General features: G+C 66.0%; 10 protein-coding genes and 1 pseudogene. 5 read left to right on the top strand and 6 right to left on the bottom strand.

Translation table 11 applies throughout. The features are described 5' to 3' along the window. Window positions 1-206: 206 nt before the first annotated feature. A pseudogene (locus BMW28_RS01235) lies at window positions 207-4,886 on the bottom strand (glutamate synthase-related protein); the annotation flags it as partial. A 208-nt stretch (window positions 4,887-5,094) separates the two neighbouring features. Then, window positions 5,095-5,793, bottom strand: a complete 699-nt coding sequence (locus BMW28_RS01230; RefSeq protein ID WP_091812971.1) for a transposase — start codon at window positions 5,791-5,793, stop codon at window positions 5,095-5,097. A gap of 67 nt (window positions 5,794-5,860) precedes the next feature. Between BMW28_RS01230 and BMW28_RS01225 the strand changes: the two genes are divergently transcribed. The 3 genes from BMW28_RS01225 to BMW28_RS01215 are packed head-to-tail and all read left to right on the top strand — an operon-like array spanning window position 5,861 to window position 8,564. Continuing rightward, window positions 5,861-6,898: a diacylglycerol/lipid kinase family protein gene (locus BMW28_RS01225; protein ID WP_200785690.1), complete on the top strand. Its 1,038-nt coding sequence runs from the start codon at window positions 5,861-5,863 to the stop codon at window positions 6,896-6,898. Beyond that, window positions 6,895-7,740, top strand: coding sequence for a metallophosphoesterase family protein (locus tag BMW28_RS01220; RefSeq protein WP_091812969.1), 846 nt, complete (start codon window positions 6,895-6,897; stop codon window positions 7,738-7,740). The genes BMW28_RS01225 and BMW28_RS01220 overlap by 4 nt, the downstream gene beginning before the upstream one ends. Continuing rightward, complete coding sequence (locus BMW28_RS01215) at window positions 7,737-8,564, top strand: phosphatase PAP2 family protein (RefSeq protein WP_159430670.1); 828 nt, start codon at window positions 7,737-7,739, stop codon at window positions 8,562-8,564. Before BMW28_RS01220 ends, BMW28_RS01215 begins: the two co-directional genes overlap by 4 nt. A 14-nt stretch (window positions 8,565-8,578) precedes the next feature. On the opposite strand, the gene BMW28_RS01210 is transcribed toward BMW28_RS01215, so the two are convergent. Continuing rightward, on the bottom strand, window positions 8,579-10,618 hold the full coding sequence (locus BMW28_RS01210; RefSeq protein ID WP_018714560.1) for a sigma-54-dependent Fis family transcriptional regulator: 2,040 nt from the start codon (window positions 10,616-10,618) through the stop codon (window positions 8,579-8,581). A gap of 334 nt (window positions 10,619-10,952) precedes the next feature. On the opposite strand from BMW28_RS01210, the gene exaC reads away from it, so the two are divergent. After that, the gene (gene exaC, locus BMW28_RS01205) at window positions 10,953-12,473 is read left to right on the top strand and encodes an acetaldehyde dehydrogenase ExaC (RefSeq protein ID WP_091812965.1); all 1,521 of its coding nucleotides are present in this window, start codon (window positions 10,953-10,955) and stop codon (window positions 12,471-12,473) included. Between the two features lie 52 nt (window positions 12,474-12,525). After that, window positions 12,526-13,674 carry an iron-containing alcohol dehydrogenase gene (locus tag BMW28_RS01200; protein WP_091812963.1) on the top strand — a complete coding sequence of 383 codons (1,149 nt, stop codon included), beginning with the start codon at window positions 12,526-12,528 and terminating at the stop codon, window positions 13,672-13,674. A 122-nt stretch (window positions 13,675-13,796) separates the two neighbouring features. Here the strand turns inward: BMW28_RS01200 and BMW28_RS01195 are convergent, their stop codons facing one another. Genes BMW28_RS01195 through BMW28_RS01185 form a run of 3 tightly spaced genes read right to left on the bottom strand, consistent with a single transcriptional unit; the run spans window position 13,797 to window position 16,868 of the window. Further along, complete coding sequence (locus BMW28_RS01195) at window positions 13,797-14,540, bottom strand: lysophospholipid acyltransferase family protein (RefSeq protein WP_091812962.1); 744 nt, start codon at window positions 14,538-14,540, stop codon at window positions 13,797-13,799. Between the two features lie 30 nt (window positions 14,541-14,570). Next, on the bottom strand, window positions 14,571-15,890 hold the full coding sequence (locus tag BMW28_RS01190) for a dihydroorotase (protein WP_091812960.1): 1,320 nt from the start codon (window positions 15,888-15,890) through the stop codon (window positions 14,571-14,573). A 12-nt stretch (window positions 15,891-15,902) separates the two neighbouring features. After that, the gene (locus BMW28_RS01185; protein ID WP_091812958.1) at window positions 15,903-16,868 is read right to left on the bottom strand and encodes an aspartate carbamoyltransferase catalytic subunit; all 966 of its coding nucleotides are present in this window, start codon (window positions 16,866-16,868) and stop codon (window positions 15,903-15,905) included. Window positions 16,869-16,878: the final 10 nt, after the last annotated feature.

The following is a 16,878-nucleotide window of genomic DNA, read 5'->3' as shown; positions in this document are numbered from 1 at the left end:
GCAGCGGCGGATGCCACTGGCTTCGCCACCTTGCGGGTGGAAGGCGTGGCGCCTGCCTTGGCGGTTGCCGTCTGGCCGGGAGCGCGGCGCACCGCCGTCTTGCGGCTGGCAGCAGGCGGCTCGACTTCGGTGTGAATGGCTGCCGAAGCAGACACCAGCGAGTCGTCCGGAATACCGCCCTTGCCGGCATCGGTCTTGCCCTTGGCGTGGATTTCGGCCAGGGCGCGCTTGTACTCGGTGGGGAACACCTTGACGAACTTCGCCAGGCTGGCTTCCCAGTTCTCGAGCAGGTCACGGGCACGGCGGCTGCCGGTCCAGCGGCTGTGGTCGAGCAGCAGTTTCTTGAGCTGTTCCTCGTCGCTCTGACCGCGGTGCCACACGCCAACATCGACCGTGGCCTTCTGCTGTGCGGTGCTCAGCACCGGCTCCAGCGTCACCATGGCGGTGTTGCAGCGGCTGGCGAACTGGCCGTCCTCGTCATACACGTAGGCCACGCCGCCGCTCATGCCTGCCGCGAAGTTGCGGCCGGTCTTGCCCAGCACGGCCACGGTGCCGCCGGTCATGTATTCGCAGCCATGATCGCCCGTGCCTTCCACCACCGCAGTGGCACCGGACAGGCGCACGGCAAAGCGCTCACCCGCCACGCCGGCAAAATAGGCTTCACCCGTGGTGGCACCGTACAGCACGGTGTTGCCGACGATGATGTTCTCGCAGGCCACACCCGGAAACTCCAGGCTCGGGCGCACCACCACACGACCGCCACTCAGGCCCTTGCCGGTGTAGTCGTTGGCTTCGCCGATCAGGCTCAGCGTGATGCCCTTGCACAGGAAGGCGCCAAAGCTCTGGCCACCCGTACCCTCGAGCTGGATGTGGATGGTGTCATCCGGCAAGCCCTCGGGGTGCACCTTGGTGACCGCGCCGGACAGCATGGCGCCGACGGTGCGGTTCACGTTGCGGGCATGCTCGATGAACTTGACCTTCTCGCCCTTCTCGATGGCAGGCTTGCACTTGCGGATCAGGGTCTGGTCCAGCGCCTTCTCCAGGCCATGCTCCTGCGTTTCGGCATGCAGGCGTGCCACTTCGGCGGGCACCTGGGGCTGGGCGAACAGGCGGCGGAAATCCAGGCCGCTGGCCTTCCAGTGCTTCAGGCCCTGCTGCATGTCCAGCAGGTCGCTGCGGCCGACCATCTCCTCGAAGGTTCGGATGCCAAGCTGGGCCATGATCTGACGCACTTCCTCGGCCACGAAGAAGAAGTAGTTCACCACATGCTCGGGCTTGCCGCTGAACTTGGCGCGCAGCACCGGGTCCTGTGTGGCAACACCCACCGGGCAGGTGTTGAGGTGGCACTTGCGCATCATGATGCAGCCTTCCACCACCAGCGGAGCGGTGGCAAAGCCCACTTCATCGGCACCCAGCAGCGCGGCGATCGCCACGTCGCGGCCGGTCTTCATCTGGCCGTCGGCCTGCACGCGCACACGGCCGCGCAGGCGGTTCAGCACCAGCGTCTGCTGGGTTTCGGCCAAGCCGATCTCCCAGGGGCCGCCGGCGTGCTTGATGGAGCTCCAGGGCGAAGCGCCGGTGCCACCGTCATGGCCGGCAATCACCAGGTGGTCGGCCTTGCACTTGGTCACGCCGGCCGCGATGGTGCCCACGCCCACTTCGCTCACCAGCTTCACGCTGATGTCGGCATGCGGCGCCACGTTTTTCAGGTCGTGAATCAGCTGTGCCAGATCCTCGATAGAGTAGATATCGTGATGCGGCGGCGGCGAAATCAGGCCGACGCCCGGCACGCTGTGGCGCAGGAAGCCGATGTAGTCGCTCACCTTGCCGCCCGGCAGCTGGCCGCCCTCGCCCGGCTTGGCGCCCTGGGCCATCTTGATCTGGATCTGGTCGGCGCTGCTCAGGTATTCGGCAGTCACGCCGAAACGGCCCGATGCCACCTGCTTGATCTTGCTGCGCAGGCTGTCGCCGGCCTGCACCGCGATGTCGGCCTCGACCTTGTCCTCGCCAATGATGGCGCCCAGCGTGGTCTGCTGCTTGATCGGGATGCCCTTGAGTTCATTGCGGTAGCGCGCCGGATCCTCGCCGCCCTCGCCGGTGTTGCTCTTGCCGCCGATGCGGTTCATGGCCAGCGCCAGCGTGGCGTGCGCCTCGGTGCTGATGGAGCCCAGCGACATGGCGCCAGTGGCAAAGCGCTTGACGATCTCGGCCGCCGGTTCCACTTCCTCAACCGGAATCGCCTTGCTCGGATCGAACTTGAACTCGAACAGGCCACGTAGCGTCATGTGGCGCTTGTTCTGGTCGTTGATGATCTGCGCGTATTCCTTGTAGGTGTTGAAGTTGTTGCTGCGCGTGCTGTGCTGCAGCTTGGCGATGGCGTCCGGCGTCCACATGTGCTCTTCACCACGCACACGCCAGGCATACTCGCCACCAGCCTGCAGCTGGCTGGCCAGCACCGGATCCTTGCCGAAGGCGGCCTTGTGCATGCGCAGGGCTTCCTCGGCGATCTCGAACACGCTGATGCCTTCCACGCGGCTGGCAGTGCCGGTGAAGTACTTCTGCACCGTCTCGGTGTTCAGGCCGATGGCTTCGAACAGCTGGGCGCCGCAGTAGCTCATGTAGGTGCTCACGCCCATCTTGGACATGATCTTGGACAGACCCTTGCCGATCGCCTTGATGTAGTTGTAGATGGCCTTCTCGGCGCTCAGATCGCCCGGCAGTTCCTTGTGGATGTCCTGCAGGGTTTCCAGCGCCAGGTAGGGATGCACGGCTTCGGCACCGTAGCCGGCCAGCACGGCAAAGTGGTGGATCTCGCGGGCGGATCCGGTTTCCACCACCAGGCCGGTGGTGGTGCGCAGGCCCTCGCGCACCAGATGCTGGTGGATGGCGGACAGCGCCAGCAGCGCCGGCACGGCCACGCGGTCGGCGCCGATGGCGCGGTCGCTGATGATCAGGATGTTGTGCTGACCCTGCACCGAATTGTTGCCGGCCTTGATGGCATCGACGGCTTCGGCGCACAGCGAGGCCAGCTTGGCTTCCACCCCTTCCGGGCCCCAAGCCACGGGATAGGTGATGTCCAGCGTGTAGCTGCGGAACTTGCCCTGGGTCTCGTCGGCAATGGCACGCAGGCGCGCCATATCGTCAAAGTCCAGGATCGGCTGGCTCACTTCCAGGCGCAGCGGCGGGTTGACCTGGTTGATGTCCAGCAGGTTGGGCTTGGGACCGATGAAGCTCACCAGCGACATCACGATCGCTTCGCGGATCGGATCGATCGGCGGGTTGGTCACCTGGGCGAACAGCTGCTTGAAGTAGTTGAACAGCGGCTTGCTGCGGTCGGACAGCACGGCCAGCGGGCTGTCGTTGCCCATGGAGCCGATGCCTTCCTCGCCGTTGGCGGCCATGGGTGCCATCAGGAACTTGATGTCTTCCTGGCTGTAGCCGAAGGCCTGCTGCGCATCCAGCAGCGACACGCCCACATTCGTCTGGCCACGCACCACGTTCTGCACCGGCAGATCCGTCAGGCGGATGCGCAGGTTCTCGATCCACTGCTTGTAGGGCTTGCTGTTGGCCAGCTGGGCCTTCAGTTCCTCGTCGTCGATCATGCGGCCCTGATCCAGGTCGATCAGGAACATCTTGCCGGGCTGCAGGCGCCACTTCTTGACGATCTTGTGGTCGGGCACCGGCAGCACGCCGGATTCGGACCCCATGATGACGAAGCCGTCATCGGTCACGCAGTAGCGCGCGGGGCGCAGGCCGTTGCGGTCCAGCGTGGCGCCGATCTGGCGGCCGTCGGTGAACACCAGTGAGGCCGGGCCGTCCCACGGCTCCAGCATGGCGGCGTGGTATTCATAGAAGGCGCGGCGGCGCGGATCCATGTTGGCGTGCTGTTCCCACGGCTCGGGAATCATCATCATCACGGCCTGGCTGATGGGATAGCCGGCCATGGTCAGCAGTTCCAGGCAGTTGTCAAAGGTGGCGGTGTCGGACTGGCCGGCAAAGCTGATCGGGTACAGTTTCTGCAGGTCTTCGCCCAGCACGGGCGAGGACATCACGCCTTCGCGCGCCAGCATCCAGTTGTAGTTGCCCTTGACGGTGTTGATCTCGCCGTTGTGCGCCACATAGCGGTAGGGGTGGGACAGCGGCCACTCGGGGAAGGTGTTGGTGGAGAAACGCTGGTGCACCAGGCCTAGGGCGGAGACGCAGCGCTCATCGTTCAGGTCGTCGTAGTACTGGCCGACCTGGTCTGCCAGCAGCAGGCCCTTGTACACCACGGTGCGGCTGCTCATGCTGGGCACATAGTATTCCTTGCTGTGCTTGAGCTTGAGGTTCTGGATGTTGGCACTGGCGGTCTTGCGGATCACGTACAGCTTGCGCTCGAGCGAATCCTGCACGATGGTGTCCGGGCCGCGACCGATGAAGACCTGGCGGATCACCGGCTCCTTCTCGCGCACGGCAGGCGACATGGGCATGTCGCGGTTGGTGGGCACATCGCGCCAGCCCAGCAGCACCTGGCCTTCGGCCTTGATGGCGCGCTCCATCTCCTGTTCGCAGGCCAGGCGGCTGGCGTGTTCCTTGGGCAGGAAGATCATGCCCACGCCGTATTCGCCCACGGGCGGCAGCTCCACGCCCTGCTTCGCCATCTCGTGACGGTACAGCGCATCGGGCATCTGGATCAGGATGCCGGCGCCGTCCCCCATCAGCTTGTCGGCACCCACGGCGCCGCGATGGTCGAGGTTTTCCAGGATCTTGAGCGCCTGGGTGACGATGGCATGGCTCTTCTCGCCGCGGATGTGGGCCACGAAGCCAACGCCGCACGCATCATGCTCGTTGGATGCGCAGTACAGGCCGTTCTGTTCCAGATGGTTTTTTTCTGTCGTAGAGCTCATACGAAATATCCCGTTCAGAGAGTGGAGGGATGGTGCATCCCTTGACAGATCGGAGAATACGGCAAAAAAAGCGGGATTGCATCAAGAATAAATGGGGTCAGATACCTATTAATTTTCTTGAAGAACCATCAGGCAATTTAATTGGGGACATATTCAATTCATTGTTTTGAAAAAGAAAACCGCTTTTTCCAATACCCCGATGACCCCTTCACCCGGCCTCAGGAGCCTTTCTGGCCGGCCTTCCAGCCTGTGACTTCTGCAATCTGCGTCCGGTCAGCTGTTGCAGCTGCAGCACGAAATCGGGCGATCCATGCGCCCAGCCCCCCAGCGCCGCCTCCTGAAACTGCGCGCAACCATGCCCCGACTCGTGCTCGTGCAGCAGCGCTCGGTAGGCATCCTCGCGTGCAAACGGCGTGTTGCCGAGCTGCCAGATCTGCGTGGGCGGCGTCACCATGCGTTCGCTGCGTTCGCCGGTGTAATGGGCGCTGCTGCTCCAGGCGTAGCCTTGCGGCGAGCGGGCCAGTTGCTCACGCACCGGCAGGCTGTCGAGGCAGGCCATGGCGTGCAGCAGCAGGTCGGGGTCCACCACCGTGTTGCGATAGCGCCCTTCCCACAAGGTGCCGCTGCGCAAGTGGCGGTTGTTGAAGGTGCGCACATAGGCGCGGCCCACGTCCTGCATCATGCGCGGCAGGCCGTCGGCGTCCTGCGGGGTGGCGAGCAACTGCATCTGGCCGGGCAGCAGCACCCAGGCATGCAGTCCTACACGGTGTCGGGCACTCGCCTCGCGCAACAGCTGCAGCATGCGCTCATAATCAGTCTCATCCAGAAAGATGGCCTGGCGGTTGTTGCCCCGCTGGATGACGTGATGCGGATAGCCCGCCACACTCAGCCTTGCCAATCGCGCCATGCCTGTCACTCCGTTTCTGGATGAATTGCCACAAGAACAAGATGCAGTGTATCGCCCGGGTCTGCCCATGACACCTGTCCCCGACGCTCCCTTGCTGGTTCTTTTCAACGCGGGCGCCGGGCGCCATGCGGAAGAAGATGCAGCCCAACCCATCCGCGCCGTGCTGGAGGCCTCCGGCCGCGCCTTCCGCCTGATTCCGCTGCAGCCGGGGCGCTCCCTGCCCCAGCAGATCCGCGCCGCGGTACAGCAGGCCTGCGAGCAGGGCGCCATCGTGGTGGCGGCGGGTGGTGACGGCACCATCAGCACGGTGGCGCATGAAGTGGCCGGCAGCGGCTGCGTGCTGGGCGTGATACCGCAGGGCACCTTCAACTATTTCTGCCGTGCCTACGGCATCTCGCCCGACCCGGCCGAAGCCGTACAGCAGATGCTGGATGGCGTGGTGCGCCCGGTGCAGGCCGGGCGCGTGAATGGCCGCCTGTTCCTGGTCAACGCCAGCCTGGGGCTGTATCCGCAGGTGCTGGAAGACCGCGAGAGCTTCAAGGCCACGCTGGGCCGCAGCCGCTTCGTGGCCGGCCTGGCCGCCCTGTTCAGCCTGCTGCGCCGCCCGGTGCAGTTGACCCTGCGCCTGAGCGGCGAAGGCCATGACAGCGTGCGCAAGACCCCCACCCTGTTCGTGGCCAACAATGCGCTGCAGCTGCAGCAGACCGGACTGATGCCCGCACCCGAAGACGGGCAGGAACAGCCCTCCGAACTCGACGGACGCCTGCATGCCGTGCTGCTGGCTCCTGTCAGCACGCCGCGCCTGATCGGCCTGGCCCTGCGCGGTGCCTTTGGCACGCTGGGCGATGCGGAGGATGCCGTGCTGCATTTCCCGTTCCGCCAGCTGGACGTGCAGGCGCGCGGCTATCTGGGCGGACGCCGCATCAAGGTGGCAACCGACGGCGAAGTGCACTGGATGCGCGCGCCGCTGCGCTTCGAAGTGGACAACGACGCCCTGCAGCTGATCGTGCCGACTCCGCTGCGCGTGCCCGCAGAACCCGCAGCCGAAGAGCCCTCGCTGCTCGCATCCCTGCTCTCGCCGCTGCCCCAGGGAGCCCCTGCATGAGCCGCCTGCTGCAGATCTCCGACACGCATTTCGGCACCGAGCAGCCTGCCGTGGCCGATGCCCTGCGCGCACTGGTGCAGGCCGAACAGGTGGAGCATGTGCTGCTGGCCGGCGACATCACCATGCGCGCGCGCCGCGGCCAGTTTGCCGCCGCACGCGCCTTCATGGACAGCCTGCCCGTGCAGACACGCATGACCCTGCCCGGCAACCACGACATTTCGCTCTGGTTGCCCTGGCGCCGCTTTCTGTGGCCGTACCGCCTGTACCAGCAATACTTCCCCACCGCCTTCGATACGGATGGCGTGATCCACTGGGATCTGGGCCCTATCCACCTGATTGGCGTGCGCACCACGCGGCGCTACCGGCATATCCAGGGCGAAGCCTCGCCCGCGCAGATTGCCAACGTCAGCCGGCGCCTGCAGGCCCTGCCCGACGACGCGCTCAAGCTCGTCGCCGTGCATCAGCCCGCACTCGTGATCGAGGAGGAAGAGCGCAAGAACCTGCTGCGCGGTGCCGTGCAAGCCAACGCCAGCTGGCGCGCTGCCGGTGCCGCCGGGGTACTGGGCGGCCACATCCATGAACCCTATGTGGAGCTGATTCCGCCGGGGCCGCAGGACGCTCCCACCCCACTGTGGGCGCTGCAATCCGGCACCGCCCTGTCCGACCGCATCCGCGACAACTACCCGAACTCCGTGAACCTGATCCGACCCGCCACCGCCGCGCCCCAGGGGCATCTGCACAACCCGCTGCAACTACGCAACCCGCAATGGCAGGTGGAGCGCTGGGATTTCGACGCCAGCCTGCAGGCCTTTGCCTGCGTCGCCACCACCTGGCTGCGATGAGCGGCGTTCCGATACCGGCCAGCCCCGACGCACTGGCCACGCACAGCGCTTTCTGGACTTCCGTGGCGCAGCATTGGGGACAGGCACCGGGCAATGTTTTCGTGCTGTGGCTGCTGACGGTGGTGACCATCGCCCTGCCCCTGGGCAGCTACATGCAGCGCGACAGTGCCATCCGTCGCCCCCTTTACGCGCCACTCGGCAACTCGGCTACTGCGTGGATGCTCCTCGCCGCGACGCTCTGGAGCGTGCTGGCCTGGCAGGTGGTGCACAACGGCCCGGTGACCCGACTCGACACCACTCTGGCGCATACGCTCAGCCTGCATGTGCATCCTGCCCTGCTCCACCTGTTTGGCAGCGTGAGCCATCTGGCCGATACGCCCGTGCTGACAGCCGCCTGCATCGCGGGTGCCCTGTTCTGGATCTGGCGCGGAGAACGGCCCATGGCCATCGGCTGGGTCTGGGCCATTGCCGGCAACGCGCTGCTGAATACCGGCCTCAAGCAATGGGTGGGCCGCGTGCGGCCGGAGCATCTGGAGGGCTACACCATGGCCGGTGGCCTGAGCTTTCCCAGCGGCCACAGCTCGGGTTCGCTGGTGGCCTACGGCATGCTGGCGTGGATCCTGCTGCACCGGCATCCGCACTGGCCACGGGGCTTGCGTGCCGCACTGATCACCCTGGCCGCGCTCGCCGTCGCCGCCGTGGGCTATAGCCGCATCGGCCTGCAGGTGCACTATCTCACCGATGTGCTGGGCGGCTGGTTGTCGGGCAGCATCTGGCTGCTGGGGAGCATCGGGCTGGTGCGGGCGCTGGAACGGCGCACCTGACCTTCTAGGCCTGCTCAGGCGTCCGGCCGCTTGCGCATGATGCGACGGTAGAAGGTGTTGCGGCTGATACCGAGCCGGCGCGCCGCCAGGGAAAGATTGCCCTCCGCCTCGCGCAGGGCCTGCTCCATCACGTCGCGCGTGTATTGAGCCAGCGGCACGCAGCCCGAACGCAGGCGGGACAGCCCACCCTCCGCCTGGACTCCCGCTTGCGTTCCGGCATCCCCCTCAGCGACGCGTTGGCCTTGACTATAGGACACACCCGGCAAGCGATCTGCGCTTGAAGCTTGCCGTGCCTCTTGCAGTTCCTGCACCAGGTCATCCGGCAGGTGCTCCATGCCAATCACACAGGCATCGTCCAGCAGTGCCACGGTGGTGCGCAAGGTGTTGTCCAGCTGGCGCAGATTACCGGGCCAGGGATGCTGCCGCAGCACGCGCGCCAGCGCCGGATCCAGCTCGATGGCGCGATGTGGCGCATGCCGCTGCAGCATGCGCTGCACCAGCGTGTCCCAGTCACTGCGCTCGCGCAGGGCTGGCAGTCGCAACGTCAGGCCATTCAGGCGCCAGTACAGGTCGGCACGAAAACGGCCGGCAGCCACCTCTTCCTTCAGGTCCCGGTGGGTGGCGCAGACCAGCGCAAAATCCACCGCCACGGGCTGCCCGCCGCCCAGCGGCACCACCTGGCGCTCCTGCAGCACACGCAGCAAGCGGGTCTGCATGGCCAGCGGCATGTCGCCGATCTCGTCCAGAAACAGGGTTCCGCCGTGCGCCTGGCGGATGCTGCCGGGGGCCCCCTCGCGCCGTGCCCCGGTATAGGCACCGGGCGCGTATCCAAACAGTTCCGCCTCGATCAGGTTTTCCGGAAGGGCGGCGCAGTTCACCGCCACAAAGGCTTGCCCGCGACGCTGGCTGCTGGCATGGATGGCCTTGGCCAGCACCTCCTTGCCCGAGCCGGATTCCCCATGCAGCAGCACCGCAATCGGCTTGTCCAGCACCTTGCGTGCTTTCTCGAGCACGCAGTGCCAGGCAGCATCGCCGGTATCAAGCGCCTGCAGCGCATCGGGTTCGCGGATCGTGGCGCGTGCCGGCATGTCCAGCGTGCTGGCGCGCGACCAGCCCTGCTCCACCCGCACATGCAACTCCGGCACGGCTGGCGCACTCAGGCAGCGCACGCGCATGGGCGCAGGATTGCGGTAGCTGGCGCGCAGCAATTGTTCGCGGTCCACATCCACTACCTGGTCCAGTCGTACCCTTCCCAGTTGGCTGGCACGCAAGTTGAGCAAGGCCAGTGCCGCCTGGTTGGCTCCCACCAGCACACCCGCTTCCGACAGGGCCAGCACCCCCTCGGCCAGCGTGCCGATTCCTTCCGCCAGCGGATGCACGTGCAGCCGCATATGCCGCCCGTGGCACGCCTCGAACAGCCGGTTCTCGATCATCTGCGTGGCTGCGCGCACCATGCTGAAGGTATGCGGATGCCGGCTGCTGCGCTCGCCGGACATGTTGAGCACACCCAGCACGCTGCCATCGGGCGCCACCACCGGCGCGGCAGCGCAGGTGAGAAAGCTGTTGCACTCCAGAAAGTGTTCGCCCCCATGCACGACCACTGGCACTCCCTCGGCCAGCGCCGTGCCCACGGCATTGGTGCCGCGGTGCTGCTCATGCCAGGAAGCTCCCGGCATCAGTGCCACACGCTCGGCACGCGTCATGAAGCCCGGATCACCCAGGGCGTGCAGCAGCAGACCATCGGCATCAGCCAGCAGCAGAACGCTGCCGCTGCCACGCGTCTGCCCGTGCAGGTATTCCATCACCGGGCGTGCATGGGCGAGCAGTTCGTGCTGGCGCTCGGTGGCGCGCTCCACCTCGAAACGCGAGAGGTGCGGCACATGCGGGCGGGCAGTGAAGGCATCCACACCAGCGTCCAGGCTGCGCCGCCACGAGCGCGTTACATGCGCCAGTGATGCGGGCAACAAATCCTCGGGCAATGCGTCCCGCTCGTAAAGCGCATGGCGGGCGCGGCGCAGCAGGGCCTCTGATTCGACAGTGCCAAGTGCGTTCATGGCTGTCTCCTTGTGCAGGACGGGGAAAGGGTTCCTGCCTCTTTGTCTGTCATCGATCGGACGATGCTAGCACGGCGGCTTCCTGTCCCGTCTTGGCGTTTGCACTGTGCCAAAACGGAACAACTGGTACAGATCCGGCACACCCGCGCTGGTACATCTGGCACACCCTGACACAAAAAATCCTGCTGCGGACAGCTCATGCAGCACCGCTCAGGCCACCCTATCTCCGGACAAACCCGCATTCCGGCCAACCTGGCACACCCCTTGCATCGGAAAGGGCGACGGCGTGCTTCAAGCCGTTGCAAACCACAACCGATATCCAAGGAGACACCCCATGATCTATCCCGCACCCGGCCAGGCTGGCGCCCCTCTTCAATTCAAGGCCAAGTACGACAACTTCATCAACGGCCAGTGGACACCGCCGGTGAAGGGCGCGTACTACGACAACATCACGCCGATCAACGGCCAGGCCTACTGCCAGGCAGCCCGTTCCACCGCCGAGGATATCGAACTCGCGCTGGATGCCGCCCACGCCGCCGCCGACGCCTGGGGCAGGACCTCGGCTGGCGAGCGCAGCAACATCCTGCTCAAGATCGCCGACCGCATCGAAGCCAATCTGGAAAAGCTGGCCTATGCGGAAACCGTGGACAACGGCAAGCCGATACGCGAAACGCTGAATGCCGACATTCCGCTGGCCGCAGACCACTTCCGCTACTTCGCCGGCTGCCTGCGCGCGCAGGAAGGCCACATGTCGGAGATCGACGCCAACACGGTCGCCTACCACTTCCAGGAACCGCTGGGCGTGGTCGGCCAGATCATCCCCTGGAACTTCCCGATCCTGATGGCCGCCTGGAAACTGGCCCCTGCCCTGGGCGCCGGCAACTGCGTGGTGCTCAAGCCGGCCGAGTCGACCCCTACCAGCATTCTGGTGCTGACCGAGCTGATCGCCGACCTGCTGCCACCCGGCGTGCTCAACGTGGTGAACGGCTTCGGCCGCGAGGCCGGCATGCCGCTGGCCACCAGCCGCCGCATTGCCAAGATCGCCTTCACCGGCTCCACGGCCACCGGCCGGGTGATTGCCCAGGCCGCTGCCAACAACCTGATTCCCGCGACGCTGGAGCTGGGCGGCAAGTCCCCCAACATCTTCTTTGCCGACATCATGGACAAGGACGATGCCTTCCTCGACAAGGCGATCGAAGGCCTGGTGCTGTTCGCCTTCAACCAGGGCGAGGTCTGCACCTGTCCCTCGCGCGCCGTGATCCAGGAATCGATCTACGACCGCTTCATCGAGCGCTGCCTGCAGCGCGTGGCCGCCATCAAGCAGGGCAACCCGCTGGATACCGACACCATGCTGGGCGCACAGGCGAGCAAGGTCCAGCTGGAAAAGATCAGCAGCTATCTGGAACTGGGCAAGCAGGAAGGCGCGCAGGTGCTGATCGGCGGCGCGCCGGCCCAACTGGAAGGCGACCTGGCTGGCGGCTACTACGTGCAGCCCACGCTGTTCAAGGGCCACAACAGGATGCGCATCTTCCAGGAGGAAATCTTCGGCCCGGTGCTGGCCGTGACCACCTTCAAGGACGAAGCCGAGGCGCTGGAAATCGCCAACGACACGCTGTACGGCCTGGGCGCCGGCGTGTGGAGCCGCAACGGCAACGTCGCCTACCGCATGGGCCGTGGCATCAAGGCCGGCCGCGTATGGACCAACTGTTACCACGCCTATCCGGCGCACGCTGCCTTCGGCGGCTACAAGGAATCGGGCATCGGCCGTGAAACCCACAAGATGATGCTCGACCACTACCAGCAGACCAAGAACCTGCTCGTCAGCTACAGCGAAAACAAGCTGGGCTTCTTCTGACCCCTGCAGTTCCCATCCTCTGGCTTTTTTCCATACCTACAAGGAAACTCCCATGTCCGTATCCCATTTCTTCATGCCCGTGCAGAACATCATCGGCCCCGGCGCACTCGACGAGGCGCTGCAGATCGTCGGCAAGATGGGCTTTCGCAAGGCCCTGATCGTGACCGACCCCGGCCTGAGCAAGATCGGTGTGGCCAACACCGTGTCCGACAAGCTGGCAGCCCAGGGCATTCCCGCCTCCGTGTTCGACGGTGCCCAGCCCAACCCGACCGTGAGCAACGTTAACGCCGGCCTGGAAGCACTGAAGGCGGCGCAAGCCGACCTGGTGGTGTCGCTGGGCGGCGGCTCTTCGCATGACTGCGCCAAGGGCATTGCGCTGGTCGCGGCCAACGGCGGCAAGATCGAGGACTACGAGGGCGTGGACAAGTCCGCCAAGCCGCAGCTGCCACTGCTGGCGGTCAACACCACGGCCGGCACGGCATCCGAGATGACGCGCTTCACCATCATCACCGACGAGACGCGCCACGTGAAAATGGCCATTGTCGACAAGCACGTCACCCCCTTCCTGTCGGTAAACGACTCCAGCATGATGGAAGGCATGCCGGCCTCGCTGACCGCCGCCACCGGCATGGATGCGCTGACGCACGCAGTCGAGTCCTATGTCTCCACCGCCGCCACGCCGCTGACCGATGCCTGCGCCGTCAAGGCCATCGAGCTGATCGCACGCTACCTGCCCACCGCCGTGAGCGAGCCGAAGAACCAGGAAGCGCGCGAGAAGATGGCCTATGCGCAGTTCCTGGCCGGCATGGCCTTCAACAACGCCTCGCTCGGTTACGTGCATGCCATGGCGCACCAGCTCGGCGGCTTCTACGACCTGCCGCACGGCGTCTGCAACGCGCTGCTGCTGCCGCATGTCGAGGCCTTCAACATGAGCGCTGCTTCCGGCAAGCTCAACGAAGTCGGCGCCATCCTGCAGGCCAACAACCCGCAGCTGGCGGGTCTGGATCCGGTGGCGGCCATCAAGAAGCTGGCCGATATCGTCGGCATTCCGAAATCGCTGGAAGAGTTGGGCGTGAAGCGCGAGGACTTCGACGTGCTGGCCGAAAACGCGCTCAAGGACGTGTGCGGATTCACCAACCCGGTGCAGGCCAGCCACGCCGAGATCGTCGGCATCTTTGCCGAGGCCTACGGTCCGCGCTGATCGTCCTGGCTCCTGTTGCGCTGGCCTGGATGCCAGCGTTTGCCCCCGCTGCCCTGCGTCCTGACGCAGCACGCGGGGGCGTTTTTTATAGCGGCAGAACTTGGGGCGCCCTTATCGCTCGTTCAGCGCCGCAATTCCGCCACCGTTCGCTGCAAATCCTGCGCCCATTGCTGCCGGCTTCGCCCCTGGGCCCGTTCCGGCTCGCCAAAGGTCACGCGCGCCACCACGCCCTCGGCGCGCACCGTGCGCCAGAGCGATTCCAGCAGCGTGTCGTCCCCGATGTAGCATGGCGCCTGACTCAGCCTTCCCTGCGCATCCAGAAACTGCAGCGCCACCGGCTGCACCGGCGCATCCACGCTGATCGCGGCCTGCAACAGGTTGCCATGGAAAGGCAGCAGGTCCACGCCTTCGCTGGTCGTCCCCTCGGGGAAGAAGGCCAGCACATCGCCCTGCTGCAGCCGCTCCGCCATGGTGTGCAGCACACGGTGTGCATCCCGGCGCGAGGTGCGCTGCAGGTACAGCGTGTCGGCCGAGTCCGCCAGACGGCCGACCACCGGCCAGTGCTTCACTTCCGACTTGGAAATGAAACGGCAGAAGCGGATCGCATGGATGGTCGGGATGTCCACCCAGGAAATGTGATTGGCCACCAGCATCAGGCCATCCGGCCCGGCCTCGGCCGGAGTGCCACGCACCTGCAGCGTGATGCCGCAGCGGCGCACCGCCTCGGCCGCCCAGCGCTGCACGGTGGCCCGGCGCTCGGCCTCGCCCAGGCGCGGAAAGCGCGTATAGACGATCCAGAAGCCCGCAAGAATGTGGGCCAGCAGACGCCACAGGCGCCCCAGGCCACGCCAGGTGTTTGTCTCCATTTTTTTCTTCCCGGACTCTGGCTGCGGAAATCAGGCCGGCTGCGCCACCTTGCTGCGTTCTGCTTCGAAGGCGATCTGGCCATCCACCACGGTCGCACGCACGCGGCCCTGCAGACGCAGCCCCTCGAACGGCGTATGCTTGCCCTGGCTGACCAGCTCGTCGGGCGTCACTTCCCATTCGGCAGCCGGATCCCAGATGCACAGGTCGGCCACGCCACCCGGCACGATCTGGCCCGCACTGGCCGCCAGCGTGCCCAGCGAATCGCCCAGCACACCGGCGGGGCGGCTGGTCACCGTGGCAACCGCCTCCATCAGCGGCACGCCATCTTCCTGCGCCCATTTCAGCGCAAGCGCCAGCAGCAGTTCCACGCCAGTGGCGCCGGGCTCGGCCTCGGCAAACGGCAGGATCTTGGCATCCTCGTCGATCGGGTTGTGGTCGCTCACCAGCGCATCGATGGTGCCATCGGCCAGCGCGGCACGCAGTGCGGCGCGGTCACCCTGCTGGCGCAGCGGCGGCGTCAGGCGCGCGCGGCTGTCGAAATAGCCCATGTCCACATCGGTCAGGTGCAGCGAGTTGATGCTCACGTCGCAGGTCAGCGGCAGGCCGGCCGTCTTGGCCTGGCGCACCAGCTCCACTGCCGCGGCGCTGGACAGGCGGCACAGGTGCACGCGTGCCCCCGTCACCTTCATCAGCTCGACGATGGTCATGATGGCAATGGTTTCGGCCAGCACCGGCACGCCGGACAGTCCCATGCGCTGCGCCAGCGCACCGCTGGCCGCCACGCCACCGCCCAGCCAGGCATCCTCGGGCCGCAGCCACACGGTGTAGCCAAAGGTGCTAGCGTACTGCAACGCGCGCTGCAGCACCTGGGTGTTGCGGATGGTGACGTCGGCCTGCGAGAAGCCGACGCAGCCGGATTCGGTCAGCTCCAGCATCTCGGTCAGCACCTCGCCCTTGAGCTGGCGCGTCAGCGCCCCGAGCGGGAAGACGCGCGCCTGGCGCAGGCGGGCCGCACGGAAGCGCAGCATTTCCACCAGGCCGGATTCATCCAGCACCGGATCGGTATCGGGCGGGCAGACCAGGCTGGTGACGCCACCGGCCACCGCCGCGTGCATCTCGCTCTCGAGCATGCGCGCATGTTCCTGGCCCGGCTCACGCAGACGCACGGCCAGATCGACCAGCCCCGGCAGCACGTAGCAGCCGCTGGCATCGAGCGTGCGTTGCGGCACGAAGTCGGTGGGCATCTGGCCGACGGCGATGATGCGGCCGGCCGCAATGGCGATATCGGCCTGCTGGTCGGTGCCATCGGCCGGGTTGAGCAGGCGTGCGCCCTGGATCAGTGTCTTCATCTCGGTACTCCCTCAGGCGTCATGGCTGGCAACAATGCTCATCACGGCCATGCGCACCGCGATGCCGAAGGTCACCTGCGGCAGGATCACGCTGTGCTTGCCATCGGCCACGGCAGAGTCGATCTCCACGCCGCGGTTGATCGGGCCCGGGTGCATCACGATGGCATCGGGCTTGGCATAGCGCTGCAGCTTTTCCGGCGTGAGGCCGAAGCTCTTGAAGTATTCCTGGCTGCTCGGCAGCAGCGCGCCGCTCATGCGCTCGTTCTGCAGGCGCAGCATGATCACCACGTCGCAGTCGCGGATGCCCTCTTCCAGGTTGTGGAACACGCGCACGCCCATGGGGCCAAAGCTTTCCGGCACCAGCGTCTGCGGACCCACCACGCGCACCTCGGGGCAGCCCAGCGTGGTCAGCGCATGGATGTCGCTGCGCGCCACGCGCGAGTGCAGCACATCGCCCACGATGGCCACGCGCAGCTGCGTGAAATCGCCCTTGTAGTGGCGGATGGTGAACATGTCGAGCAGGCCCTGCGTCGGGTGCGCGTGGCGGCCGTCGCCGGCGTTGACCACGTGCACATGCGGCGCCACGTTCTGCGCAATCAGGTAGGGCGCGCCGCTTTCGCTGTGGCGTACCACGAAGATGTCCGCCGCCATCGCGCTCAGGTTGGCGATGGTGTCCAGCAGGCTCTCGCCCTTGGCGGTGGAAGAGCGCGCAATGTCCAGGTTGAACACGTCGGCGCTCAGGCGCTTGGCCGCGATTTCGAAGGTGGTGCGGGTGCGCGTGCTGTTCTCGAAGAACAGGTTGAACACGCTCTTGCCGCGCAGCAGCGGCACCTTCTTGACCTCGCGGTCGCTCACGCTGACGAACTGCGCGGCGGTGTCGAGGATGTGGGTGAGGATGTCGCGCGAAAGGCCTTCGGGCGACAGCAAATGGATCAGCTCGCCATTCTTGTTGAGCTGCGGGTTGCGGGACGGACGCATCGGAAGAGGC

It is taken from the genome of Allobrachymonas denitrificans DSM 15123, assembly GCF_900110225.1.
GTDB classification, from domain to species: Bacteria; Pseudomonadota; Gammaproteobacteria; order Burkholderiales; family Burkholderiaceae_C; genus Brachymonas; species Brachymonas denitrificans.
The sequence above is the reverse complement of the archived record's forward strand: the minus strand, read 5'-3'. Positions and strand labels throughout refer to the sequence as shown.